We start from the raw sequence: 24,456 nt of genomic DNA, 5'->3' as shown, positions 1-24,456 counted from the left end.
TCTACCTGCCCAACGGCAACCCGGCGCCAGGTCCAAAATTCGACTACAAGCTCCGCTGGTTCGATCGCCTGATCAGCTACGGCCGGCTGCTGGTCACGGACGGCGCTAGCATTCTCTGCGGCGACTATAACGTCGTTCCAACCGCAATCGACGCCGTCGTGCCCCAACGATGGCTAGGGGACGCCGTGTACTTTCCGGAGAGCCGGCAAGCCTACGCCGAAATGCTCGGGAATGGTTGGATCGATGCCGTCCGGCGCATCCACCCCGAGAAGGGCATCTACACCTACTGGAACGTCTCATATCGGGGCGGCTACGATCGAAGCTCCGGCCTCCGAATGGACCATCTGCTCGTGAGCCCTTCCCTTTCGGACAAACTCCGGGATGCCGGCGTGGACGTCGAGTTGCGCGGCTGGGAGAAGCCAAGCGACCATGCGCCAGCTTGGATCGAGCTCGATTGAGTACTAAGGCAATTCCAGGAAAAGTGCGCTGCGCGCCACCACCCTCACTCTCCCGCCGGGCTCTTCACCGGCCGCCGTGCGCGCGTCGCCCGCTTTGCTTTCTTCGCACTCGCCAGCTCATGCATCGCATCGAGCTGCATCTGCTGCATCTCGGCCAGCCGCGTCCATTGGCGTGAGATGAGGTAGTCGAGTTTTTCGTGCAGGTGGCGCACTTCGAGCTCGGCCTTGAGGTTGACGCGGTAGTCGTTGAAGGAGCGCAGGCGGTCCTTCACCTCCTGGCGCTTCTGGCTCATCATGATGATCGGCGCCTGGATGGCGGCGATGCAGGAGAGCAGCAGGTTGAGCAGGATGAAGGGGTAGGGGTCGAAGGCGCCGGTCGTGCCTTCGAACAGGTTGATGCCGATCCACACCAGCAGCACGCTGCCGAACGAGATCAGGAACCACCAGCTGCCGCCAAAGGCGGCCATGCCGTCGGAGACGCGGTCGGCGAACGTCCGGTGCTCCTCGAATTCTTCTTCACTGTTTTCCGAAATCGTGTCTTGCCGGGCGATCGATTCCACCACCTGGCGGTCGAGCTCGGAGAACTCGCCGTGCTCCTGCTGCAGCAGCTCCTCCATGTAGCGCATGCGATAGCGGCCGAGCTCCTCGCGGCTGATGCGTGCGCCCTTGGGCAGGTCCGGGTGGTCTGAATGAATGCGGTCGGCGAGGCTCGGGCGCAGCGTGTCGATGCGCACAAGGTCGCGCTTGCGGAACTTGCGGCCTGAGATCGCCGACGGCTTTTTCTTCGGCTTTAGCCGCGATGCGCCGGGGCCTGATGGTTCGGAGTCCGGCACTTCGGGCGTGTCGAAATGCTCGTCGGAAACCTCGTGCAAATCCTCCTGCGTGGTCGGCGACTCGAAATACTCGCCGCCGCTGTCGTTCTCATTGTCGGCCGACTTCTGCTCGGATGCCTTGGGAACGGTGCTCATGATGGGCTCCTGCTGTCGTGCTTGGTTTAGAATACGCCATGGCGGCGGGGCATATCCACTGTCGGATTTCGCAGCCTATGCCACGTCTTCCGCACGATTGCGTGACAGTCGCAAGACGATAGCCGGCTGCGGGTCTTTTGAATGACGAAGAGATGGGAAGGCCCCTCACCTCACTGCTGTTCGGCGAACATCAGCCTGGTCTTGGTGTCGGCCATGGCGGGCGAGAGGCTGCGCTGGATCAGCGCTTCGACATGGTCGTTGCGCTGGCGGGCGCTGTCGGCGCCCATCACCACCACGATCAGCTGGCGGCCGTCGGCATCGTAGGAGGTGACGATGTTGAAGCCGGAAGCCCTGATGTAGCCGGTCTTGATGCCATTGATGCCGCGCACGCGGCCAAGCATGTCGTTGTGGCCGCGCACCAGCCTGCCGCGGAACATGAAGTCGCTTTCGGAGAAATAGTGGAAATGCTGCGGGAAGCGCCGCTGCAACGACATGCCGAGCACCGCCATGTCGTGCGCGGTCGTCATCTGGCCGTCGTCGGGCAGGCCGGATGCGTTGCGGAAGGTGGTGCTGCTCATGCCGAGTTGGCGCGCCTTGGATGTCATCATGGCGGCGAACTGGTCTTCGGAGCCGCCGAGATATTCGCCCACCGCCACCGCCACGTCATTGGCCGATTTGACGACGATGGCGCGGATGGCGGAATCGACGTCGATCGTCTCGCCGCGCCGGAAACGCATCTTGGTCGGCGGCTGCGAGGCTGCGTGGTCGGAAACCGGGATCTGCGTCTCCTTGGTGACGCGGCCGGTCTCCATTGCCTCGAACAGCAGATAGAGCGTCATCATCTTGGTCAGCGAGGCCGGATAGCGCTGCGCCGTCGAGTTGACCTCGAACAGCTGCTTGCCGCTCCGTCCATCGACGACGATGGCCGCGTATTTCTGCGGCGGCGCCGGCACGGCCAGCACGGAGTCCGGCGGGGTTATGGTCGAGCAGCCGGCAGCCATGGCCGCCAGGGTGAGGACAGCCAGGATTTTCTGGAGGAGCGGAAAGAGACGCGGCAAGGACAAGGGCTGAACTGTTCTGGCGATGCTGTTGCTGAGATAAGGCGAAGCTAACGTAACGCAGCGGATGCGTCCATTTGGTTAATGGCGGTCGGCGCTGGGAATGTCGAGTGCCGGCGGGGCCTGATTTCCTCGCCCCTGCCGAAGGCGAGGAACTCGAGCTCTTCGCCGCCCCGAAATCGCCTGTTTCCTGTCTTTCCTTGCCAAAGCGGCGTTTCCCGTGGGAAGGAGCGTGGCATCTGGGCTTGGGGGCTTGCAAAATGGCTGACATTGGGGCTGGCGCCGCGCCGTCATTAATCAGGGCATCGCTCAGCCGCACCGGCAAATGGGCCGGCAGCATCGCCTTCATCGGCGGCGCCGTTTCCGACATCCTCAATCCGCTGGCGCCGTTCGCCGCCTATATCGCGCTGGTTGCCTCGATCGCGGCCGTCATCATCGCCATTGCCATCGTGCTCAGGTTCGTGCTGGCGGCCAAGGCTCTGCCGGCGCTGGTATTCGCCACAAGTGCGGCGGCGGTTGCCGGCGGCGTCTACGCCGTGCAGAAGGAGACCAATTCGCAGAACGGCGTCATCGCCGGCCTGGTGCCGGCGATCGCGCAACTGCAGCAGTCGGTGGGCATCGTCGCCGAAAAGGTGACGAAGATCGAGCAGACGGTCACGCAAACGCAGAAGATCGTCGAGGAGGTCAAGAAATCGACCGACACGGTTGTCCAGAAAACCGATCAGATCGCGTCCGCCGAGCAGCAGCAAACCGCGCAAGGGGTCGAGACGCAACAGACCGTTGAAGCCGTCAAGCAGACCACGGAAACGATCGCAGCCGGCCAAAAACAGCAAGTGGCCCAGGCCGAAAAGCTGCAGGCGACGACCGAGCAGATCGCCGCCTCGATCGACACAATAGCCAAGGGATTTGCCGCCTTGGCCGCGCAAGGCGGCGCCATCGCCGAGCCGAAGCGGCCGGACGAGTTCTACCACAATGCCCGCGTCTATGAGCTGTCGGGCGACATGCTCAACGCGCGGCGCTCCTACCTCGCTTTTGCCGGCTTCGATGTCGATGCCATCGATCCCTACACGCGCTTTGCCACGCTGCTCAGGGTCCAGGACGGCAAGGCCGGCGCCCGCGAAGTGTTCGGCCAACTGGCCGACAAGGGCAAGGCGTTGTCGATCAAGCTGGTGCATATCATGCAGTTCGACGATGCGCAGCGGCTCGACAAGCTCAGCGCCTTCATATCGGCCAATCCGGACTTCGCGCCGGCCTATTATCTCCAGGCGCAGGAGTTTTCGGAGGATCGGCTGGGCAGCCAGACGCTGGCCGACAAGCGCAGCGAAGCCCAGGCGCTAACCAAATTCGTCGCTCGCGAAAAAGAAGGCGGGCTGCTCAAATATTTCGTCGACCAGACCCAGCTTGCCGACTGGCTGGAGCGCAGCCGCAGCCGGCTGGCGGCCCTTGGCGACGTGCTCGACCCCGCCCGCTTCGCGCCTTCGCTGACGCCGATGCGCTCCAACCAGGGCTGGTCGATGACGATTTCGCTGCCCGAGCCGGCGACCGCGATATCCTGGCGTCTTGGCGGCACCGGCCCCTTCACCGACACCGGCCCGCTGGCGCTCAACGACCAACGCACCGGCAAGCCGATGCCCAATCCGAGCTTTGAATTGCCCGACAGCACGGCGGCAACCACCATCGGGATCAAATATCTCGACATCAGGGGCCGCGAGACCGGCCCGTTCGACATCCGCTTCGATCCGGATGCCGCCCTGCAACAGGGCAACAAGCAGATCCTCGACCAGTTCTGGACGTCGTGGATCGCCTTCGACGCCAGCGGCAATCATGGGCTGGTCTATTTCACGCAGATGCTGTCCTACCGCTGCGCCATCAAGGAGGTGCATTACAGCCTGAACGGCGCCACGCTCGACAAGGCGCTTCCCATGCCGCCCTGCAATGCCAAGGACCCCTACGCCATCCCCAGTGATTTCCAGCCCTATTTCAAGGTTGCCGACAGCGTGAAGTCGATGTCGGTGCAGGTGACCTATACCGACGGGACAAAATCGCCGGTACGGGACTACAAGCGACAATAGGGCTGGCACCTTCGGCGTGTAGGAAGGTAGACGCAAATCTGATGCAAAATGCGCGCCCGCGCGCTTGCGCGGTGCGCCGAACGGGTTCTTCTTGGCACCCGTCAGATTCGGGTGAGAGCGCCATGGATACAGTCACGATCAACGCCAAGGGCATTTCGGTTTCGCTCGACCTCATGGTCGGCCACATCGCCGACATGACAATCGAGAGCGGCGGGCGCCAATTGCGGCCACTGCACCGCGCACCCTGGGTCGACGCAAGCGAGACGCTGCCTCCAGACCTGCCGCAGGGCACCGTCCGGCTCTCTGGCGACTTTCTCTGCGCGCCGTTTTCGCGCAGCGATGTCGAGGAGGCGCCGCTGCATGGCTGGCCGGCCAACAGCGCCTGGGATGTGGTGGACAGCGGCGCCACGGATGGCGGCTGGCGCGCCATCTTCCGCCTGCGGCACAAGGTGATGGGCGCCAGCGTCGACAAGATTCTCACGCTGCGCGACGACCATCCTTTCCTCTATCAGGAACATGTATTTTCCGGCGGATCCGGCGCGATCTCGGTCGCCCATCACCCGATGACGGCGATGAAAGGCGGCGGCAGGCTGGCTTTCTCGCCGAAGCGGTTTGCCGCCACGCCAGCCGATCCGCTGGAGCCGGACCCCGCGCGCGGCCGCTTCATGCTCGCGTATCCGGCGCGGTCGTCCGATCTCGACCATTTTCCTGCTGCCGGCGGCGGTACGCTCGATCTCACGGACTACCGCATGGAGGATCGGCGCGAGGATTTCCTCACCTTGGTCGAGGCCGACCATGGCGGCCCGGGCTGGACAGCACTTGCGCGCCAGGCCGAGGACGATCTGGTGCTGGTGCTCAAGAACCCGGCCGAACTGCCGGTCACCATGCTGTGGTTCAGCAATGGCGGGCGCGACTACGCGCCGTGGAGCGGCCGCCATCTCGGCGTGCTCGGCATCGAGGATGGGCGCACCGCGATAGGCCACGCCGCCTCGCTCGGTGACAACTGGCTGAAGCGCGAGGGCGTGGCGACGGCATTCGCGCTCGGCGAGGGCCGCGGCGTCTCGTTCCGCCATGTCATCGGTGCGTTGGCGCTGTCGGGCGGCGAGCCCCCGCGGGAGATCACCACGGCGGACGGCCGCCTGCGGCTGGCTGGCGCCGCGGCATCGGAGGTCCCGTTCGACAGCGAATTCCTGCGTATCGGCCTGCCAGCGGCAAGCTGAAGGGCAAAGCCGTAAGGGATCAATCGCACTCGCCAGCGCAGACTTCCACGATTGTTCGCTCTAAATCGCGCAAATGGCGATTTGAAATCTCCTGCGACTGCCGACAAGATGCGTCCAAAATCCTGCGGAAGGAGCCAAAAAATGTCCGAAATCGCCCACCTCGCCGCCACCATCTTCAAGCGCGCCGGCAAGGCGAAGCGCTTCATCGTCGCCATTGCCGGACCGCCGGGCGCCGGCAAGTCGACACTATCGGCAAGCCTGCACGACCTTTTGCCGGAAGGCGCGGTGGAAGTCGTGCCCATGGACGGCTTCCACTATGACGACATCGTGCTCAACGCGCGCGGCCTGCGCGCGCGAAAGGGCGCGCCCGAGACGTTCGACTTCGGCGGCTTCGAGACGCTTTTGAAGCGCATCCGCGCCGGCGAGGCCGAGATCGCCATTCCGGTCTTCGACCGCGGCATGGAATTGTCGCGCGCCGCCGCGGCGATCGTCGGTGCCGAGACCAAGTTCATCCTGGTCGAAGGCAATTACCTGCTGCTCGACGAGGAGCCGTGGTCGCGCCTGGCGCCGCTGTTCGATTTCTCGATCTTCGTCGACGTTCCGCGCAATGAGCTCGAACGCCGCCTGATGGAACGCTGGCACGAGCATGGCCGTTCCGAGGCGGATGCACGCGCCTGGATCGCCTCCAACGACATGCCCAACATCGAACGCGTGCTGGCACGGCGCCGGGCGGCCGACCTGGTCATTGGTTAACCCGGGTAATCTCGATTAACCCGGGTTAATCTCGATTAACCTGTTTAATTTTCAGTATTTTTCGGCGGGAACCTTAAGACTTACAAGACGTTATCCCGATCAGGCAATCATGCCAGAAGAGGGATTCCGTCCGATGGCAACCAAGGCAAAAAAGCCCAGGGGCAAGTCAGCCCAACCGAAGGCGCCGCAATCTACGGCCGGAGCCGGCCCGGCGGTCGCCCAACGCTCCAAGGATACAAAGGCCTTCGGCAAGGCGTCGCCGAAAAAAGTCGTGCCAGGTAGCGCGTCGAAAGCGGCCGCCAAGCCAGCCCACGCTAAGAAGCCGGCCGCCAGCGGCGGCTCGAAGGTTCGCGCCGCAGCCAATGTCGCAGCCGGAGCGGTGGTGGCCACGGCGCGGGGTGTGGCGTCTCTTGCCGCCTCCGTGGTCGGCAGGGGCGGACCCAAGGCGAAAGCAAAGTAGGGACGCGCTTCCCCACGGGCCGGAGGTTCAGCTCCGCGCCGGAATGGTCAGGCCCTTCTGCACCGCTGGCCGCGCCAGGCCGCGCTCGAGCCACGCTGCCAGATTGGCGAAATCATCGAAGCCGACCAGATCGCGCGCCTCGTAAAAGCCGATCAGGTTGCGCACCCAGCCGAGCAGCGAGATGTCTGCGATGGTGTAGTCACTGTCCATGATCCATTTGCGGCCCTTCAGCCTGACGTCGAGAACGCCGAGCAGGCGGCGCGATTCGTCGCGGTAACGCTCCAGCGGCCGCTTGTCGGAGATTTCTCGGCCGGCGAATTTGTGGAAGAAACCGACCTGGCCGAACATCGGCCCGATGGCCGCCATCTGGAAGAAGACCCACTGGATGGTCTCGTAGCGCCGCGCTGCATCCGCTGGGATGAGCAGGCCGGTCTTTTCAGCGAGGTAGAGCAGGATCGCACCGGATTCGAATAGGCCGATCGGCTTGCCGTCCGGGCCATTGGGATCGATGATCGCCGGAATCTTGCCGTTGGGATTGAGCGACAGGAATTCAGGCGTCCAGCTCTCGTTCTTGCCGATGTTGATCAGGTGCGGCTCGTAGGGCAGGCCGAGTTCCTCCAGCGCGATCGACACCTTCACTCCGTTCGGCGTCGTTGCCGAATAGAGCTGGATCTGGTCCGGATGCTTGGCCGGCCAACGGGTTGCGATCGGAAAGGCGGACAGGTCGGCCATCGAGAACTCCTGAGGGGGATTTGCGCCAAGCGGCGCGGTGTCGGCGGGTTGGCCAGAATTAGGGCTGCGGCGCGGCCGGATCAATATGCGGCGACGCTTCAGCATGCACGGACGGTCAATCGATCCGAACCGCCCGGGGCAGGTAGTGACCGCCCGGGGCAGGTAGTGAACCGCCCGGGGCACGTAGTAACGGCCCGGGATTAGATGGCCTTGAAGGCCAGCACCGCATTGGTGCCGCCGAAGGCAAAGCCGTTGCTGATGGCGGCGCGCACCTTGCGCTCGCGCGCGACATTCGGCGTCACGTCGAGATCGCAGTCGGGATCGGCCTCGCGGTAATTCGCCGTCGGCGGCACGACGCCTTCGCGGATCGCCATGACGCAGGCGATCATCTCCAGCCCGCCCGAGGCGCCGAGGCAATGCGCGTGCATCGACTTGGTCGAGGACACGGAGAGCGCCCGCGCATGATCGCCGAAGACGCGCTTGATCGCGAGGGTTTCGATCTGGTCGTTGGCCTTGGTGCCTGTGCCGTGCGCGTTGAGGTAATCGACATCCTCGGGATTGAGCCCGGCATCGGCCAGGCAGAAGCGCATAGCGGCTTCCGGCCCCTCGACGGTCGGCGCGACGATATCGGAGGCATCGGCCGAAAGGCCCGCGCCGGCGATCTCGGCCAAAATGGTGGCGCCGCGCGCCATCGCGTGTTCGTAGCTTTCCAGAACCGCCATGCCGGCGCCTTCGCCCAGCACCAGCCCCTGGCGGTCGGCCGAGAACGGCCTGCACGTGTCGGGCGAAAGCACGCGCAGCGCCTCCCAGCCCTTCAGCACGCCCCACACCAGCGGCGCATCGGTGCCGCCGGCCACCATGACGTCGGCGCGGCCGAGCCTGATCTGGTCGACCGCCGAGGCGATGGCATGATTGGCCGACGAACAGGCCGAAGTGACGCCGAACACCGGTCCGCGCAAACCCAGATGCATGCTGACCTGGCCGGCGGCTGCGCCCGGCATGACCCTGGGAACGGTGAAGATGCCGGCGCGATTCTTGCCCTCGATCAGGATGGCGCGATAGTTCTCCTCGACCGTCTCGAACCCGCAGACGCCAACACCGACAATGGTGCCCATCCGATAGGTATTGGCCGCATGCGGGATCAATCCGGACTGTCGCATGGCTTCTTTCGCCGCGATCACCGCCAAGAGGCTGAAGCGATCCATCGACACCAGTTGCTTGCGCTCGATGCCGTGATCCGGCAGCGCTTTGATCTCGCAGCCGGTCTTGACCTTCAGGTCGTGCAGGAAGGGATTGTCGATCGGGCCGATCGCCGACCGGCCGGCCCGCATCTCGGCCCAGATTGCCTGCGCATCGGTGCCCAATCCGCACAGCCCGCCGATGCCGGTAATGACGACGCGCTTCAGCATTCGGTCAGGCTTTTTTCGCGATCAGCGCGCGAACGGCCTCGACCATGTCGCCGACATTCTTCAGATTGCTCCAGGCATCGACCGTGTTCATCTCAATTTCGATGCCATATTGCTCCTCGAGGTCGAAGATGATCTCGGTCAGCTCCAGCGAATGGATGCCGAGCGCCGTCAATTCGGTCGTGGTGGTGATTTCCTCGCCGCCCGGCTCGGCATGGGCCTTGATCTTCTCGATGATGTCCGTTGCCAGCTGGTCAGCCATTCGGTTTCTTCCCCACTTGTCGTTTCCGACGCTGAACAGCGCCTTCTTGTCCTCGATATCAGGTCGCGATCTTCGCCTTCTACCCCCGCCAAGCGTTGCCTGACCGTACCAAGGTGGTTCCCTCTATAGAAACGGAAACGTCATCAAGCAACAAGCTATATGTCGACAAAAGCGCCACAGTGCTTAACCTGACGGCGTGGATACGATCGAAAATACGAAGTTCTCAGGTCAACCGGCCCAGCGCGCGGCGGGCAAGGCGCAGCTTGGTTGCGCCAGCATCGAGGGACGCACGCGGCTGCGGCGCCTCTATCAGGACGGCTCCGCCAAGATAAGGCTGCCGGCCGTTCCAGCCGGCCCGCTGGAGGCCGTCCTGATCAACACCGCCGGCGGGCTGACCGGCGGCGACCGCCTCGGTTGGGATGTCGATGTCGGCGTCGATGCCAGCGCCGCGATAACGACCCAGGCCTGCGAAAAAGTCTATCGCGCCGCATCCGATCATGCCGAAGTGCGGGTCAAGCTGACCGTGGGTGCCAACGGCAGCATCGCCTGGCTGCCGCAGGAAACCATCGTCTTCGACCGCGCCGCCTTTGCCCGTACGTTAGACGTCGAACTTGCCGCAGGGGCCGAGGCGCTGGTGCTGGAAGCGGCCGTCTTCGGCCGCCTGGCCATGGGCGAACGTGCCGCACAGGGCACTTTTCGCGACCGCTGGCGTGTTCGCAGGGAAGGAACCCTCATCCATGCCGAGGATTTCCGCATCGGACCCGATATCGCCGACACCCTGGCCCGTCCGGCGATATCAGGTGGCGCGATCGCCGTGGCTACGCTGCTGCTGGTGTCGCCGCGCGCGGAAGCCTTGCTCGACCCGGTTCGGGAGATCATAGGCGACCGGGGTGGCGCCAGCGTCTGGACCGTGAAGACATCTGGCAAGCTTCTTGCGAGGCTTTACGCCGGGGACGGCTACCACCTGCGCCAGCGGCTGGTCCCGCTCGTCGAATTGCTCAACGGAAGGGCGGGGTTGCCCAAATTATGGTCACTGTGACTGTGTCCGCATCATTTCAGGAAGACGCATGAACCTGACGCCAAGGGAAAAGGACAAGCTGCTGATCGCCATGGCGGCGATCGTGGCGCGCAAGCGGCTCAAGCGCGGCGTCAAGCTCAACCATCCGGAAGCCATCGCGCTGATCACCGATTTCGTCGTCGAAGGCGCCCGCGATGGCCGGCCGGTCGCCGAGCTGATGGAGGCCGGCGCCCATGTCGTCAGCCGCGCGCAGGTGATGGAAGGCATCGCCGAAATGATCCATGACGTGCAGGTGGAAGCGACCTTTCCCGATGGCACCAAGCTGGTGACCGTGCACGAACCGATCCGGTGAGGAGAGAGAAAAATGCTGGAGCTGCGCCCGAACTGCGAATGCTGCGACAAGGATCTGCCGCCGGAAGCGAAGGATGCGTTGATCTGCACCTTCGAGTGCACCTTCTGCGCGGGCTGTGTCGAAAACGTGCTTGGCCGCGTCTGCCCGAACTGCGGCGGCGATTTTACCGCCCGGCCGATCCGTCCCGCCGCGATGCTGAAGAAATATCCGGCTTCGACCAAGCGCGTGCTCAAGGCCGAGGGCTGCGGCTCCCGCAAGGCCGCCTGACACCGCATAACGAAAGGCAAAATAAAATGGTCCCTGTCAAACGCCTGTGCCTCTCGGCGATCCTGCTCGTCGCGGCAGCCATGCCTGCCTACGCCCATGTCGGCATCGGCACGACATCTTCATTCATGGCCGGCTTCACGCATCCACTGTCGGGCCTCGACCACATGACGGTGATGCTCGCTGTTGGCCTTTGGGCGGCCCTCAAGGGCGGCAAGGCGATCTGGGTTTGGCCGGCGGCGTTCGTCGGCGTCATGCTGGCCGGCGGCGCATTTGGCATGCTGCACGTGCCGCTGCCCTTCGTTGAGCCGGGCATACTGGCCTCCGTCGTGGCGCTTGGGCTGCTGGTGGCGCTGGCGGTCGATCTCCCCGTTTCGGCCGGTGTCGCCATCATCGGCCTGTTCGCGCTGTTTCACGGCCATGCCCATGGCACGGAAGTGCCGGAAAATGCCGGCGGCCTCGAATATATGGCCGGCTTTGCCGTTGCCACCGTGCTGCTTCATGCAATCGGCATCGCCGCTGGTCTCGGCGTTGGCATGAGATTCCGTGGTGTGGCTCGCATCGCGGGTGCCGCCTGCGCGGCGATCGGCGTCGGCCTCGCCTTCGGCGTTGTGTGAGGTCCCATGATCCCCGGCGAAATCATTCCCGCCCAAGGCGACATCGAACTCAACAAGGGTCTGCCGACCGTCATCCTGAAAGTGGCCAACGGCGGCGACCGGCCGGTCCAGGTCGGCAGCCACTACCATTTCTACGAAACCAATGAGGCGCTGAAATTCGACCGCGAGCGCGCGCGCGGCATGCGCCTCGACATCGCCGCCGGCACCGCCACGCGCTTCGAACCGGGGCAGGAACGCGACGTCACGCTGGTACCGCTCGGCGGCAAGCGCGAGGTCTATGGATTCCAGCAGAAGGTGATGGGCAAGCTGTGAGGGTGTCGAGCGGCTTCAGGGCAGGCATGAACGCAAGCACTGCGCGCCGCTCAGCCCGACGGCTTGGCGGCCGCATAGATGACGATCTTTCCGGGATCATCGAACTCCACGGCGAGCACATCATCGGCAAGCACGCGCCGCGACTCGATGGCATTGTAGAGCAGGGCGTTGGCCTCGATCTCCTTGCGCAGTTCCGCGACATCGTCCTGATGCTGCCTAACCTTGTTCTCGATGGCCGGCGGCGGGCCGCCCTCGCTGCGCGCCGCGTCGGTCAGGAACACGATATCGACCTTGTCGAGCTTGGACGTCTTGCGCACCGTGCTGATGTTTTCGCGCGTGCGGTCGATCGCCGAATTGACCTTTCCGATCTCAGCGGTCGTCTTGGCCTCTTCCTGGTTGACTTGCGAGCCGACAATCCGGTCGACAGTCTCCGGGCTTTGAAGGCCCTGCGCGTTCAGCGCGGCCTGGGGAACGCTCGCCGCGAGAAACGCTGCCGCGGCAACGGCGTGCAGCCAACGGGCATCGGGCAAGGTGGTGTCGGTCATCGTCCACTTTCGCGGTTTGTTTCGACGCTCAGGAAACGAAACGACTCCGGCCCTGCCACGGTTCCCGTCATGATTCGGCGGACGGACCGGATACCGGCCCGCCACGCCGGGTCCTTAACTCGCTTTCTTGGTGATCAGGGTCAGCGCGCCATTCGGCTCCATGCTGGCCGCGACCACCTGAGCCGAGGTCATTCCCTTGGCCTGGAGAGCGGATTTCACCTTGGGGGTGGCGTCGATCGAACTGCGCAGTTTCTGCAGGCCGGCGTCGCCACGCTGCGCGATCACCTGGTTGACCTGCGTCTGCGTGTCCTTCGGCAACTCGCTGATGTCGACAACGTTGACGCTCTGGATCGCTGGCGCGGCCTGCTGACCGCCAGGGGCGGCTGGAGCCGGCGTGGTCGGAGCGGGCTGTTGCGCGGGCTGCTGCTGGGCACTGGCGGCACCAGCCAGTATCAGGGTGGCGGCGGTTGCAAGAACTATCGTTTTGCGCATGGATTTTCCTTCCATCGATTTGGCAAACGGTCGCTTTGGGGTGGCGTCCCAACCTCAACCGCCAAATGGGATCAGAAGGTGTCGCCCAGCGGGTCATTACGTGACCATTGGATGGCGACAATGTGCAGACGGGCTTCGATCATACCGCATTTCGGGAGCAATCGCTGATGGCCAGACTAACCCGTGCCGCCTACGCCCAGATGTACGGTCCGACCGTTGGCGACAGAGTGCGGCTTGCCGACACCGAGCTGATCATCGAGGTCGAGAAGGATTTCACCATTCATGGCGAGGAGGTGAAATTCGGCGGCGGCAAGGTCATTCGCGACGGCATGGGCCAGAGCCAGGTTTCCCGTGCCCAGGGCGCGGTCGACACCGTCATCACCAACGCGCTGGTGATCGACGCCAGTGCCGGCATCTTCAAGGCCGATGTCGGCCTCAGGGATGGCCGTATCGCCGCAATAGGCAAGGCCGGCAATCCTGATACGCAGGATGGCGTCACTATCGTCATCGGTCCCGGCACCGAAATCATCGCCGGCGAGGGCAAGATACTCACCGCCGGCGGCTTCGACGCGCATATCCACTTCATCTGCCCACAGCAGATCGAGGAAGCGCTGATGTCGGGCATCACCACCATGCTCGGCGGCGGCACCGGCCCGGCGCATGGCACGCTGGCGACCACCTGCACGCCGGGGCCATGGCACATGGCGCGCATGATCCAGTCCTTCGACGCTTTCCCGATGAATATCGGCCTGTCGGGTAAAGGCAACGCCTCGCTGCCCGCCGCACTCGAGGAAATGGTGCTGGGCGGCGCTTGCTCGCTCAAACTGCACGAGGACTGGGGCACGACGCCGGCCGCGATCGACTGCTGCCTGTCGGTCGCCGACGACTACGACGTGCAGGTGATGATCCACACCGACACGCTCAACGAGAGCGGCTTTGTCGAGAACACGGTGGCGGCGATCAAGGGCCGCACCATCCATGCCTTCCACACCGAAGGTGCCGGTGGTGGCCATGCGCCTGACATCATCAAGGTCTGCGGCCTTCCCAACGTCATCCCGTCCTCGACCAACCCGACGCGGCCCTACACCGTCAACACGCTGGCCGAGCATCTCGACATGCTGATGGTCTGCCATCATCTGTCGCCGTCGATCCCCGAGGACATCGCTTTCGCCGAAAGCCGCATCCGCAAGGAGACCATCGCGGCGGAGGACATCCTGCACGACATCGGCGCCTTCTCGATCATCTCCTCCGACAGCCAGGCCATGGGCCGCGTCGGCGAGGTGGCGATCCGGACCTGGCAGACCGCCGACAAGATGAAGCGCCAGCGCGGGTCACTGCCGCAGGAGACCGGCGACAACGACAATTTCCGCGTCCGCCGCTATATCGCCAAATACACGATCAATCCGGCCATCGCCCACGGCCTCTCGAAGGAGATCGGCTCGATCGCGGTCGGCAAACGCGCCGACCTGGTGCTGTGGAACCCGGCCTTCTTCGGCGTCAAGCCGGACATGGTGCTGATCGGCGGCATGATCGCCGCCGCCCCGATGGGCGACCCCAACGCCTCGATCCCGACGCCGCAGCCTATGCACTACCGGCCGATGTTCGGCGCCTATGGCAAAGCCCGGACCAATTCGTCGGTGACCTTCGTTTCGAAGGCCGCGCTCGAATCAGGTTTGCACGGCAGGCTTGGCGTCGACAAGCAGTTCGTCGCCGTCGAGAACACGCGCGGCGGCATCGGCAAGCACTCGATGGTGCTCAACGACGCCACGCCCCATATCGAGGTCGATCCGGAAACCTACGAAGTTCGCGCCGACGGCGAGTTGCTGACCTGCGAACCGGCGACGGTGCTGCCGATGGCACAACGGTATTTTCTGTTTTGAGCGTCACCGGTGCCCGCGCCAAGAAGCCGTTTAAACGCGGCGCGCTTTAGGGCATTATGCGCATATGAACAGGATTGACCGTCTCAGGGCCATGACACCCTATGAAACAGACTACGCCCAGTGGTGCGCCGAGCAGGGTGCGTTGCTGCGCGAGGGTCGTCTCTCCGATCTCGACCGCGAGAACCTTGCCGAGGAGATAGAAAGCTTGGGGAGAAGTGACCGGAGAGAAATTCGCAGCCGGATGCGGGTGTTGATTGCACACCTCCTGAAATGGGAATTCCAGCCGGGCCACAGATGCCACAGCTGGCAATCGTCGATTTCCGAGCAGCGTGTCTGGGTCGAAGGTATCCTCAAGGATAGTCAGAGTCTTCGTCGCTATCCCGCTCAAATCTTCGATCAGTCCTACAAAGACGCGTTGCCCATTGCCATTCAGGAATCCGGCCTGCGGAAATCGCAATTTCCAAGTGAGCCACCGTTCAGTGCCAAGCAGGCGCTCGATGGGAGATTTTGGCCTGGCGGCCCTCTTTCAATGGATGATTTCCTGCGAGACTAGCTGCCTCTTTTTCCCCACCAGCGTTTCTTCCAAGATCCATGGCCACCGAAATAGCCTCCGCCCACGACATCTTCCCGCATATCCGCATCGTCATGGGCATGGTGATCGGGCTAGGCGTCGCCCGCCTGCTGTCGGGGGTGGCGCGCATCGTCCAGCATCCCGGCCAATATCGGCTCTATCCCGTGCATCTGGCCTGGGTCGCCTCGGTGCTGTTGATGCTGGTGCATTTCTGGTGGTGGGAGTTCGACCTCTACGCCATCGAAACGTGGACCTTTGGCAAATACCTTTTTATCATTTTCTACGCCATCACGCTATTCCTGCTGTGCGCGCTGCTGTTTCCGGATTCGATGCTGGACTACACCAGTTACGAGGATTTCTTCTATTCGCGCCGCGCCTGGTTCTTTGGCCTGCTGGCGGGGACCTACCTGCTCGACGTCATCGACACCCTGTTGAAAGGTCCGGAGCATTTCGCCCGCTTCGGCAACGAATATCTGTTCCGCACGCCGGTCTTCGTCGCGCTCTGCATCGCCGCGATCCTGGTGCGCGACCGCCGCTTCCACATCGCCTTCGTCGCGGCCGCGCTCATCTACCAGATATCGTTCATCCTGCGGCTCTTCGACACGATCGTATGACACCTCCCGATGATCTAGTGTTCCGGGGAAAGGCAGGTTCAACGATGTACAAGGCCGTCGGATCGCGCGGATCCCGGGTCAGCCGCGTCCTCTGGATGCTGGAGGAGCTCGGGGAGCCCTATGAATTCATCGAGGTCAAGCTCCGCTCGCCGGAAGCCTATGCGCTCAACCCGTCGGGCAAGGTGCCGATCCTCATCGATGGCGAGCTGACGGTGACGGATTCGGCGGCGATCTGCGTCTATCTCGGCGACAAGCATGCCGACAAAGGCATGGGCGCCAATCTCGGCCTCGCCGGCCGTGCCGAGATGGATTCCTGGATGCATTTTGCCCAGTCGGAGTTCGAAGCGCCGCTGTGGAACAAGCTGCGCCATCGTTTCCTCTTGCCGAAAGAGATTCGGGTCGATGTCGGTCCTGCCGCGGCCTATGACTTCGCCACGGAGGTCAAGGCGCTGGACCGCCGGCTCGGCGACAGGCTGTTCGCGCTGGGCGACCGGTTCTCGGCTGTCGACGTGCTGCTCGGCGACATGGGCGGCTGGGCGCGTGCCGGCCGGTTCCCGATCGACTCCGACCGCGTCAACGCCTATTTCGACCGCGTGTTGTCGCGGCCTGCCCGTGCGCGGGCGCAAGCTAACGGAGGCTCCATGAAATGAAGCTCAACCTCAACACCGACTTCACCAAATTTCCGCGCGCCGTCTCGGTGCTGCCTGCTGGCAGTGTTGGAGCCACGGCACCGTCCGGCCGTGCGATTCTCGCCCATGACGAGCGGCATCTGCGCCGCCGCGCCATCGAACTTGCCGATGGCAGCAAGGTGCTGGTCGACCTGCGCGAACCTGTCGCCCTCAACGATGGCGACCGGCTGGTGCTGGAGGATGGCGGCCATATCGAGATCGTCGCGGCGCCCGAAGAGGTCTATGACATCCGCGCCCGCGACGCCGTGCATCTGACCGAACTCGCCTGGCATATCGGCAACCGCCATCTCGCCGCCGGCATCGAGGCGCACCGCATCCTCATCCTGCGCGACCACGTCATCAAGGCGATGCTGGAGGGGCTCGGCGCCACGGTGCGCGACGTCTCGGAACCGTTCAAGCCGGTCCGCGGCGCCTATTCCGGCGGGCATGGCCACGCCCACGCCGAGGCGCACAGCCATGGCCACGGCGAATCCCATTCGCACAGCCACGCGCATTCGCATCACGATCATCATCATGACTGACCAGCCCTCCGGCATCGCCCTGCTGCGGCTGATGGCATGGCTGTCGCCGGCCTTTCCGGTCGGCGGCTTTGCCTATAGCCATGGCCTTGAGCGCGCGGTGCATGATGGGTTGGTGACCGATGCCGCTGGCCTTGCCGGCTGGCTGGAGACGCTGGTCGAGATGGGCTCGGGCTGGAACGATGCCGTGCTGTTCGCCGAGAGCTGGCGCCGCGCCCGCGAAGGCGGCGATCTGGCCGAAGTCGCAGCACTGGCCGAGGCATTGGCAGGCTCGCGCGAACGTCACACCGAGACCATGCTGCAAGGTGCGGCCTTTCTTAAGGCCGCCGCCGCCTGGCCCAATCCAGTGCTGGAGCGCTTGCCGGCCGAATGCGCCTATTGCGTCGCTGTCGGCACTGTCGCCGGCGGCAACGGCATTGCGCTGCAGGACGCGCTGTCCGCCTTCCTGCAAGCCTTCTTCTCCAACCTCGTCCAGGCCGCGATCCGGCTCGGCGTCATCGGCCAGAACGAGGCCACGACGCTGCTGGCGGGGTTCGAGCCGCTGGCGCTCTCGACCGCCGCCCGCGCGTCCCGCTCGACACCGGACGATCTCGGCGGCTGCGCCTTCGTTTCCGACATCATGGCGATGAAGCACGAAACCCAGTACTCGCGATTGTTCCGCTCATGATCCTCCTCGCCTTCGTCCTCTCATTCGTCCTGCTGCTGATCACGGCACTGCATGTCTATTGGGGCATCGGCGGCATCTGGCCGGGCAGGGATGCGGCGTCCTGCGCCCACGCCGTCGTCGGTTTTCGCGGCGTCGACGAAATGCCGACGCCATTCGCCAGTTTCGCCGTTGCCGCTTGCCTTGGCCTGGCAACGCTGTGGCCGCTGGCGCTCATCGGGTTCTTTGCCTCGCCGTTTCCAAGGGAGGGGCTTGCCGCTACGTCGATGCTGATCGGTCTGGTGTTCCTGGGGCGCGGTATCGCCGGTTTCACGCCCTGGTGGCGCCGGCTGGCACCCGAACAGCCTTTTGCGCGGCTCGATACCAGTCTCTATTCGCCGCTGTGCCTGCTGATCGGGCTCGGCTTCGCGGTTCTTGCCATTATGGAGTTTCCGACATGACACAAGCGAACGGTCCTCTTCGTATCGGCATTGGCGGCCCCGTCGGTTCCGGCAAGACGACGCTCACCGAAAAACTCTGCAAGGCGCTGCGCGACGAGTTTTCCATCGCCGTCGTCACCAATGACATCTACACCCGGGAAGACGCCATGATGTTGGCCCGGCTGCAGGCGCTGCCGGAGGACCGCATCGTCGGCGTCGAGACCGGCGGCTGCCCGCACACCGCCATCCGCGAAGACGCCTCGATCAATTTGCAGGCTATCGCCGAGCTGAACCGCAAATTTCCCGATCTCGACATCATCTTCATCGAATCCGGCGGCGACAACCTTGCCGCCACCTTCTCGCCGGACCTTGCCGACCTGACGCTCTATGTCATCTCGGTCTGTCAGGGCGAAGAGATTCCGAGAAAGGGCGGCCCGGCGATCACGCGTTCCGATTTCCTCATCATCAACAAGAGCGACCTGGCGCCCTATGTGAACGTCAATCTCGACGTCATGGAGAGCGACGCCGGCCGCATGCGCGGCAAGCGGCCGTTCGGCTTCACCGATCTTTCGCGCGGCAAGGGCCTGCAGGAGGTGATCGATTTCATCGTCGAGCACGGCGGACTGCGGACTGTTGGCGCCGCAAGCACGGCGGCATAGCTGGCGGTCTGCACCAAGCGAAAGCGGTTGCGGGCACCAGCGGAGCGCGGCATTCTTGCCGAAACCGGAGGAATTCCAGGATGAGCATTGCCCGCCTGCAGAAGGAAACGCTGACCAACCTGCCCTTCTACGAAGAGCGCGTCGATCTCGCCTGCGCCTTCCGTTGGACGGCGCGGCTCAACATGCATGAGGCGGTGGCCAACCATTTCTCGCTGGCCGTCAACGACGACGGCACCAGATTCCTGATGAACCCGAACCAGGTGCATTTCTCGCGCGTCAAGGCGAGCGACCTGATCGAAATCGACGCCAACGACCCCGGCACGCTTTCAGGGCCGAATGCACCCGACCCGACGGCATGGGGGCTGCACGGAGCCGTCCATCGCAACGTGCCGCACGCGCGCTGCGTCATGCATGTCCATTCGATCCACGCCACCGTGCTGGCTTCGCTTGCAGACTCGACGCTGCCGCCGATCGACCAGAATTCGGCGATGTTCTTCAACCGTCACGTCGTCGACGCGCATTATGGCGGGCTGGCCTTCGAGGAAGAGGGTGAACGCTGCTCGCAGCTTCTCGCCGATCCCAAGGTCAAGGTGATGGTGATGGGCAACCATGGCGTGCTGGTCATTGGCGACACCGTCGCCGATGCTTTCAACCGCATGTTCTATTTCGAGCGTGCCGCCGAGACCTACATCAAGGCGCTGTGGACCGGCCGGCCGCTGCGCACGCTCTCGGATGCGATCGCCGAGAAGGCGGCGAGCGAGATGGACGATTATCCCGGCCAGGCCGAACGCCATCTCGCCGAGTTGAAGGCGATCCTCGACGAGCAGGAGCCGGCGTACCGGAACTGAGGGCTACAGTCCGAGCTGAGCCCTCAGTTCCTCGGCGCTGTTGATGACGACCGCGCCGGGCGGTCCTTCCATCGGCCTTTCAGGCCAGAAGATGGTCTTCATTCCCGCCGCCAGCCCCGCCATGGCGCCCGGCCAGCTGTCGTCGACCGCGACGGCGTGCGCGGGATCGACGTCCGCCAGATAGGCGGCGCGCAGGAAAGGCTCGGCGTGCGGCTTGCCTTCGCGCACGTCGTTGCGGCTGATCGTCTTCATGCCGGGATAAGTCAGCCCCACCATGTGCAGGTTGGCGTCGACGATCATCCGGTCCGAATTGGAGACCACCGCCTGCTGCACACCGAGCGCGCGCAGTTCGTTGAAGACCTCGATCGCGCCTGGGCGCGGCTTCAGCCCCTCGACCAGCGGCAGGTAATGCTCATATTTGTGAACGATCCATTCGTCGAAGGGCAGTTGCAGCCCGAACTCGTCGCGCATCATTTCGTAGACCGGCCAGGCGGCGACGCCCAGCACGCGCTCATGCAGATCGTCAGGCGGCGTGAGGCCGGCATTGCGCATCGCTGCAATGAGGGCTGCCTCGTGCAGCGGTTCGCTGTCGACCAGCGTGCCGTCCATGTCCCAGAAAACCGCCTTCGGTGTCATGCAGCGCTCCTTTTTGCGATCCCTTAAAGGGTTTGCGACGGGAGATAAACCTTTAGCGGCCACAGGACATGCCTTCTGATGAAAACGGAACCCGCCGCGCTTTCTCCAGCCGGATGATAGTGCAGAAAACTCCGCTATATCGGTGTAAGCATTTGCTCTTGAGATTGACAATTGCGCAGGCGGCCATTCCCTGCGAAACTGATATGACCGCCTGATGATCGGCGGTTTCGGGAGGCAGGACGTGAATACCCGGCAGGATGGCGGCACCAACAGGCTGGACGACGCGGCGCGCGCCGGCTGGCTCTACTATGTTGCCGGCAACACACAGGACCAGATCGCCGCCACGCTCGGCATATCGAGGCAGACGGCGCAGCGGCTGGTGTCGCTGGCGGTGTCAGAAGGCCTGATCAAGGTCCGCGTCGATCATCCGATCGCCAACTGCCTGGACCTTGCCGCGCGGCTGAAATCGCGCTTCGCGCTCGACCTTGTCGAGGTGGTGCCGAGTGACCCCAGTTCATCCTCCACGACCATCGGCATCGCCGAAGCGGCTGCCGCCGAGATCGAGCGGCGGCTTCGGTCACCGACACCGATCGTCATGGGCATCGGTACCGGACGCACGCTGAAGGCGGCGATCGAACAATTGCCGCCGATGGAATGCCCGCAGCACAAGGTGGTGTCCTTGACCGGCAACATCTCGCCGGATGGTTCGGCCGCCTTCTACAACGTCATCTTCACCATGGCCGACAGGGTCAAGGCGCGGTCCTTCCCGATGCCGCTGCCGGTCATCGCCTCCTCGCCGCAGGAGCGCGAGATGCTGCTCAACCAGCCAATGATCCAGCCGACGCTGGCGCTAGCCGCCGAGGCCGATGTCACCTTCATCGGCATTGGCGACCTTGGGCCGAAGGCGCCGCTCTACGAGGATGGCTTCATTTCCGAAAGCGAACTGAAAGCCCTGCAGAAGGCCGGCGGCGTCGCCGAAATCGTCGGCTGGGTGTTCGATCGCGAGGGTCGCATGATCGAGGGCATCACCAATGACCGGGTGTCGTCGGCGGCGCTGCCGTCGCGTGAGAAGTCGCTGGTCATTGCGCTTGCCATGGGCGAGCGCAAGCTGCCGGGTATCATGGCGGCCGTGAATCGCCGACTGGTCAATGGCCTCATCACCGACGAGCGGACGGCGGTCGCCCTGCTGGCCGGCATCTGACTCCTGCGATAAAGCCAGCAAGGCTATTTGTGCCGGCCGAAAGGGTCGTTGCCGTCGAGAAAACCGAGGTCGCGCAGCAGATGCGGCGACAGGTCCCTGATATCTAGATGTGCCTTTTTGCTGGTCGCGAACCAGCCGAACCCGTCCACAAGCCACGAAATCCAGCGATGATCGGGAGCGGGAGTGCATTTTTGCTGCGCCATGGTCATGATCGTCAACCTTCGTTATCCTGAACCCGAATGACGGGTTGAGCATCAATGTCGGCCTTGCCGGCCGCCTTTGCCAATCGAACGTCGATAACGACCCATAAGGACGCCTTATGCCTGACCTCAGCGCGCCACAGGTTTCGCAACTCCCGCCGCTGCAGGCGATCCGGGTGTTCGAGGCGGTGGCGCGGCACCTTTCCTTCACCAAGGCCGCTGGTGAACTCGCCATGACGCAAGCGGCGGTCAGCTATCAGATCAAGGTGCTGGAAGAGCGCGTCGGCGCGCCGCTGTTCCTGCGCCGGCCGCGACAGATCGAACTCACGGAAGCCGGCCAACGCCTGGCGCCGGCCGTCAGCGAGGCCTTTGCCATTCTTAGCCAGGCCTATGCCGCCGCGCGCGGCGGCGCGGACGGGCTGTTGTGCGTCACCACGGTGTTGACCTTTGCCTCCAACTGGCTGGCGCACCACCTCGGCGCGTTCCAGATCGCGCACCCGTCGCTTGCCGTGCGGCTCGAGACGTCGAGCCGGCTGACGGATTTCGCCCGCGAGGATGTCGACCTTGCCATCCGTTCGGGCGGTGGCAAATGGCCGGGGCTGGAAGCCCACAAGCTGCTCGATGCCGACTTCACGCCAATGCTGAGCCCGAAGCTCGCGGCGAGCATCGGCGGCATCAACGAACCGGCCGATCTGCTCAAGCTGCCGATCCTCGATCCCAGCGATATCTGGTGGACACAATGGTTCGAGGCCGCCGGCGTGCGCAGCCATGACCTTGCCAAGCGTCCCGGCAGCAGCATGGGCGCGCAGGCCTATGAAGCCAACGCGGCCATATCGGGCCACGGGGTGGCGATCCTGACCAGGGCGCTGTTCAAGGCCGAACTCGCCGATGGCCGGCTGATCCAGCCTTTCGACCTGGTCGGCGACGACGGGCACGCCTACTGGCTGGTCTACCCCGAGGCGCGCCGCAACGTGCCCAAGATCCGCGCCTTCCGCGACTGGCTGCTGGCCGAGATCGCCTGCTGACGGCAGACCGGACAAGAAAACCACATCTCGTTCGAGAGGCTTTTGGCCCGTCGCCCGCATTCCAGGCGGCGGCAATTCGAGCCCTGTCGCCAACCCTCCGTCGCCATTCGCCGGGTCGCGTGCTGCGCTGCAGCATCGAATCCGGCTTGACATAATTCACACCAAGTGAATAATTGCTCACAGCCAAGGCAAATGCTCATCTTGGTTTATGGGAGGAATTTGATGAAACTTCGCACGCTCACCCTGGGCTTGTTGTCCGCCAGCGCGCTTGCGTTCGCCGCACACGCCGAATCCATCACCATCGCCACTGTCAACAATGGCGATATGGTCCGCATGCAGAAGCTGACCGACGACTTCACCAAGGCCAACCCCGACATTCAGCTCAACTGGGTCACGCTCGAAGAGAACGTGCTGCGCGAGCGCGTCACCACCGACATTGCCACCAAGGGCGGCCAGTATGACGTGATGACCATCGGCACATACGAGGTTCCGATCTGGGCCAAGCAGAGCTGGCTCTTGCCGCTCGACAAGCTCGGCGACGACTACGACGCCAAGGACATCATCCCGGCCATCGCCGGCGGCCTCTCGGTCGATGGCAAGCTCTATGCCGCGCCCTTCTACGGCGAAAGCTCCTTCGTCATGTACCGCAAGGACCTGATGGAGAAGGCCGGCCTCAAGATGCCCGACGCGCCGACCTGGGACTTCATCAAGCAGGCCGCCGACAAGATGACCGACCGCGCCAGTGGCGTGAACGGCGTCTGCCTGCGCGGCAAGGCCGGCTGGGGCGAGAACATGGCTTTCCTGACCGCCATGTCGAACTCATTCGGCGCCCGCTGGTTCGACGAGAACTGGAAGCCGCAGTTCGATCAGCCCGAATGGAAGAAGACGCTGCAGTTCTATGTCGACCTGATGAAGGCCGACGGTCCCGAGGGCGCCTCCTCCAACGGCTTCAACGAGAACCTGGCGCTCTTCCAGCAGGGCAAGTGCGGCATGTGGATCGACGCCACCGTGGCGGCGTCCTTCGTCTCCGATCCGAAGAACTCGACCGTCGCCGACAAGGTCGGCTACGCCCTGGCACCCGATAACGGCCTGGGCAAGCGCGGCAACTGGCTATGGGCGTGGTCGCTCGCGATCCCGGCCGGCACGCAGAAGGCCGACGCCGCCGAGAAGTTCGTCTCCTGGGCCACCAGCAAGCACTATGCGGAGCTCGTCGCGTCGAAGGAAGGCTGGGCCAACGTACCTCCGGGCACGCGCTCCTCGCTCTATGCCAATCCCGAGTACCAGAAGGCGGCTCCGTTCGCCAAGATGACGCTGGACTCCATCAACGCCGCCGACCCGACGCATCCGACCGTCAAGCCGGTGCCCTATGTCGGCGTGCAGTTCGTCGCCATCCCCGAGTTCCAGGGCCTTGGCACCACTGTCGGCCAGCTCTTCTCGGCGGCTCTTGCCGGTCAGTCGAGTGTCGACGATGCGCTGAAGCAGGCCCAGGACGCCGCGACCGCGGCGATGACCGAGGGCGGTTATATCAAGTAAGGCTCCTCCC

31 protein-coding genes are annotated in these 24,456 nt (G+C 64.0%); 22 read left to right on the top strand and 9 right to left on the bottom strand.

All coding sequences use genetic code 11. From position 1 onward, the window contains the following. Positions 1-458 (top strand): exodeoxyribonuclease III (locus tag O7A70_RS21640; RefSeq protein WP_337142273.1); only part of this gene is annotated, 458 nt, incomplete at its 5' end. A gap of 44 nt (positions 459-502) precedes the next feature. Here the strand turns inward: O7A70_RS21640 and O7A70_RS21635 are convergent. Then, on the bottom strand, positions 503-1,426 hold the full coding sequence (locus tag O7A70_RS21635) for a DUF1003 domain-containing protein (RefSeq protein WP_337142272.1): 924 nt from the start codon (positions 1,424-1,426) through the stop codon (positions 503-505). Positions 1,427-1,596: 170 nt separating this feature from the next. Continuing rightward, the gene (locus tag O7A70_RS21630) at positions 1,597-2,490 is read right to left on the bottom strand and encodes a D-alanyl-D-alanine carboxypeptidase family protein (RefSeq protein WP_337142271.1); all 894 of its coding nucleotides are present in this window, start codon (positions 2,488-2,490) and stop codon (positions 1,597-1,599) included. A gap of 254 nt (positions 2,491-2,744) precedes the next feature. Here O7A70_RS21630 and O7A70_RS21625 point away from each other — a divergent pair, with 254 nt between their 5' ends. The 4 genes from O7A70_RS21625 to O7A70_RS21610 all read left to right on the top strand — a co-directional run bounded on the left by O7A70_RS21625 (position 2,745) and on the right by O7A70_RS21610 (position 6,989). Beyond that, positions 2,745-4,556, top strand: coding sequence for a methyl-accepting chemotaxis protein (locus O7A70_RS21625; protein WP_337142270.1), 1,812 nt, complete (start codon positions 2,745-2,747; stop codon positions 4,554-4,556). Between the two features lie 122 nt (positions 4,557-4,678). Then, complete coding sequence (locus O7A70_RS21620; RefSeq protein WP_337142269.1) at positions 4,679-5,776, top strand: hypothetical protein; 1,098 nt, start codon at positions 4,679-4,681, stop codon at positions 5,774-5,776. 141 nt (positions 5,777-5,917) lie between these two features. Further along, positions 5,918-6,529, top strand: coding sequence for a nucleoside triphosphate hydrolase (locus O7A70_RS21615; protein WP_337133160.1), 612 nt, complete (start codon positions 5,918-5,920; stop codon positions 6,527-6,529). 133 nt (positions 6,530-6,662) lie between these two features. After that, positions 6,663-6,989, top strand: a complete 327-nt coding sequence (locus tag O7A70_RS21610) for a hypothetical protein (protein WP_337142268.1) — start codon at positions 6,663-6,665, stop codon at positions 6,987-6,989. Between the two features lie 27 nt (positions 6,990-7,016). Here O7A70_RS21610 and O7A70_RS21605 read toward each other — a convergent pair whose 3' ends face one another. The 3 genes from O7A70_RS21605 to O7A70_RS21595 all read right to left on the bottom strand — a co-directional run bounded on the left by O7A70_RS21605 (position 7,017) and on the right by O7A70_RS21595 (position 9,389). Continuing rightward, a complete protein-coding gene (locus O7A70_RS21605) occupies positions 7,017-7,721 on the bottom strand; it encodes a glutathione S-transferase family protein (protein WP_337142267.1) in 705 nt (234 codons plus the stop codon). 200 nt (positions 7,722-7,921) lie between these two features. After that, the gene (locus tag O7A70_RS21600; RefSeq protein ID WP_337142266.1) at positions 7,922-9,130 is read right to left on the bottom strand and encodes a beta-ketoacyl-[acyl-carrier-protein] synthase family protein; all 1,209 of its coding nucleotides are present in this window, start codon (positions 9,128-9,130) and stop codon (positions 7,922-7,924) included. Positions 9,131-9,134: 4 nt separating this feature from the next. Then, positions 9,135-9,389, bottom strand: a complete 255-nt coding sequence (locus O7A70_RS21595) for an acyl carrier protein (protein ID WP_027145432.1) — start codon at positions 9,387-9,389, stop codon at positions 9,135-9,137. A gap of 196 nt (positions 9,390-9,585) precedes the next feature. On the opposite strand from O7A70_RS21595, the gene O7A70_RS21590 reads away from it, so the two are divergent. From O7A70_RS21590 to O7A70_RS21570, 5 genes are read left to right on the top strand one after another with little or no spacing between them, the layout of a single operon-like run. Beyond that, positions 9,586-10,428 carry an urease accessory protein UreD gene (locus O7A70_RS21590; protein ID WP_337142265.1) on the top strand — a complete coding sequence of 281 codons (843 nt, stop codon included), beginning with the start codon at positions 9,586-9,588 and terminating at the stop codon, positions 10,426-10,428. A 28-nt stretch (positions 10,429-10,456) separates the two neighbouring features. Then, complete coding sequence (locus O7A70_RS21585) at positions 10,457-10,759, top strand: urease subunit gamma (RefSeq protein ID WP_337142264.1); 303 nt, start codon at positions 10,457-10,459, stop codon at positions 10,757-10,759. A gap of 12 nt (positions 10,760-10,771) precedes the next feature. Further along, positions 10,772-11,026 (top strand): DUF1272 domain-containing protein, encoded by a 255-nt coding sequence (locus tag O7A70_RS21580; RefSeq protein WP_337142263.1) that lies wholly within the window; start codon positions 10,772-10,774, stop codon positions 11,024-11,026. Positions 11,027-11,052: 26 nt separating this feature from the next. Next, the gene (locus tag O7A70_RS21575) at positions 11,053-11,640 is read left to right on the top strand and encodes a HupE/UreJ family protein (RefSeq protein WP_337142261.1); all 588 of its coding nucleotides are present in this window, start codon (positions 11,053-11,055) and stop codon (positions 11,638-11,640) included. A gap of 6 nt (positions 11,641-11,646) precedes the next feature. Further along, entirely contained in the window at positions 11,647-11,952 is a 306-nt protein-coding gene (locus tag O7A70_RS21570; protein ID WP_337142259.1) for an urease subunit beta, read from the top strand. A gap of 50 nt (positions 11,953-12,002) precedes the next feature. On the opposite strand, the gene O7A70_RS21565 is transcribed toward O7A70_RS21570, so the two are convergent. Together O7A70_RS21565 and O7A70_RS21560 are read right to left on the bottom strand one after the other, a co-directional pair. Then, entirely contained in the window at positions 12,003-12,497 is a 495-nt protein-coding gene (locus O7A70_RS21565) for a hypothetical protein (protein WP_337142257.1), read from the bottom strand. A 114-nt stretch (positions 12,498-12,611) separates the two neighbouring features. Next, positions 12,612-12,989, bottom strand: a complete 378-nt coding sequence (locus O7A70_RS21560; RefSeq protein WP_337142256.1) for a hypothetical protein — start codon at positions 12,987-12,989, stop codon at positions 12,612-12,614. A 167-nt stretch (positions 12,990-13,156) separates the two neighbouring features. Here O7A70_RS21560 and ureC point away from each other — a divergent pair, with 167 nt between their 5' ends. The 9 genes from ureC to O7A70_RS21515 all read left to right on the top strand — a co-directional run bounded on the left by ureC (position 13,157) and on the right by O7A70_RS21515 (position 19,851). Then, on the top strand, positions 13,157-14,869 hold the full coding sequence (gene ureC / locus O7A70_RS21555; RefSeq protein WP_442921198.1) for an urease subunit alpha: 1,713 nt from the start codon (positions 13,157-13,159) through the stop codon (positions 14,867-14,869). Between the two features lie 64 nt (positions 14,870-14,933). After that, positions 14,934-15,422: a DUF29 domain-containing protein gene (locus O7A70_RS21550; RefSeq protein ID WP_337142254.1), complete on the top strand. Its 489-nt coding sequence runs from the start codon at positions 14,934-14,936 to the stop codon at positions 15,420-15,422. Positions 15,423-15,460: 38 nt separating this feature from the next. After that, on the top strand, positions 15,461-16,054 hold the full coding sequence (locus O7A70_RS21545) for a hypothetical protein (protein WP_337142252.1): 594 nt from the start codon (positions 15,461-15,463) through the stop codon (positions 16,052-16,054). Positions 16,055-16,098: 44 nt separating this feature from the next. Further along, positions 16,099-16,704 (top strand): glutathione S-transferase family protein, encoded by a 606-nt coding sequence (locus tag O7A70_RS21540; protein WP_337142249.1) that lies wholly within the window; start codon positions 16,099-16,101, stop codon positions 16,702-16,704. Then, positions 16,701-17,264, top strand: a complete 564-nt coding sequence (locus O7A70_RS21535) for an urease accessory protein UreE (RefSeq protein ID WP_337142246.1) — start codon at positions 16,701-16,703, stop codon at positions 17,262-17,264. The genes O7A70_RS21540 and O7A70_RS21535 overlap by 4 nt, the downstream gene beginning before the upstream one ends. After that, positions 17,257-17,928 carry an urease accessory protein UreF gene (locus O7A70_RS21530; RefSeq protein ID WP_337142243.1) on the top strand — a complete coding sequence of 224 codons (672 nt, stop codon included), beginning with the start codon at positions 17,257-17,259 and terminating at the stop codon, positions 17,926-17,928. The genes O7A70_RS21535 and O7A70_RS21530 overlap by 8 nt, the downstream gene beginning before the upstream one ends. Then, the gene (locus O7A70_RS21525) at positions 17,925-18,365 is read left to right on the top strand and encodes a DUF3995 domain-containing protein (protein ID WP_027145419.1); all 441 of its coding nucleotides are present in this window, start codon (positions 17,925-17,927) and stop codon (positions 18,363-18,365) included. The genes O7A70_RS21530 and O7A70_RS21525 overlap by 4 nt, the downstream gene beginning before the upstream one ends. Beyond that, positions 18,362-19,003, top strand: a complete 642-nt coding sequence (gene ureG, locus O7A70_RS21520) for an urease accessory protein UreG (protein ID WP_140768391.1) — start codon at positions 18,362-18,364, stop codon at positions 19,001-19,003. The genes O7A70_RS21525 and ureG overlap by 4 nt, the downstream gene beginning before the upstream one ends. Positions 19,004-19,083: 80 nt before the next feature. Next, positions 19,084-19,851, top strand: a complete 768-nt coding sequence (locus O7A70_RS21515; protein ID WP_337142240.1) for a class II aldolase and adducin N-terminal domain-containing protein — start codon at positions 19,084-19,086, stop codon at positions 19,849-19,851. Positions 19,852-19,854: 3 nt separating this feature from the next. Here O7A70_RS21515 and O7A70_RS21510 read toward each other — a convergent pair whose 3' ends face one another. Continuing rightward, positions 19,855-20,487, bottom strand: coding sequence for an HAD family hydrolase (locus O7A70_RS21510; protein WP_337142237.1), 633 nt, complete (start codon positions 20,485-20,487; stop codon positions 19,855-19,857). 241 nt (positions 20,488-20,728) lie between these two features. On the opposite strand from O7A70_RS21510, the gene O7A70_RS21505 reads away from it, so the two are divergent. Beyond that, positions 20,729-21,688 carry a sugar-binding transcriptional regulator gene (locus O7A70_RS21505; RefSeq protein WP_337142234.1) on the top strand — a complete coding sequence of 320 codons (960 nt, stop codon included), beginning with the start codon at positions 20,729-20,731 and terminating at the stop codon, positions 21,686-21,688. 23 nt (positions 21,689-21,711) lie between these two features. On the opposite strand, the gene O7A70_RS21500 is transcribed toward O7A70_RS21505, so the two are convergent. Beyond that, positions 21,712-21,897, bottom strand: coding sequence for a hypothetical protein (locus O7A70_RS21500; RefSeq protein ID WP_337142284.1), 186 nt, complete (start codon positions 21,895-21,897; stop codon positions 21,712-21,714). Positions 21,898-22,007: 110 nt separating this feature from the next. Between O7A70_RS21500 and gcvA the strand changes: the two genes are divergently transcribed. Both gcvA and O7A70_RS21490 read left to right on the top strand, forming a co-directional pair. Next, entirely contained in the window at positions 22,008-22,913 is a 906-nt protein-coding gene (gene gcvA / locus O7A70_RS21495; RefSeq protein ID WP_337142232.1) for a transcriptional regulator GcvA, read from the top strand. A gap of 222 nt (positions 22,914-23,135) precedes the next feature. Beyond that, on the top strand, positions 23,136-24,446 hold the full coding sequence (locus tag O7A70_RS21490) for an ABC transporter substrate-binding protein (protein WP_027145412.1): 1,311 nt from the start codon (positions 23,136-23,138) through the stop codon (positions 24,444-24,446). Positions 24,447-24,456: the final 10 nt, after the last annotated feature.

The sequence above is a fragment of the Mesorhizobium sp. Cs1299R1N1 genome (assembly GCF_037179655.1).
GTDB classification, from domain to species: Bacteria; Pseudomonadota; Alphaproteobacteria; order Rhizobiales; family Rhizobiaceae; genus Mesorhizobium; species Mesorhizobium salmacidum.
This window is presented reverse-complemented; position numbering and strand designations above follow the sequence as displayed.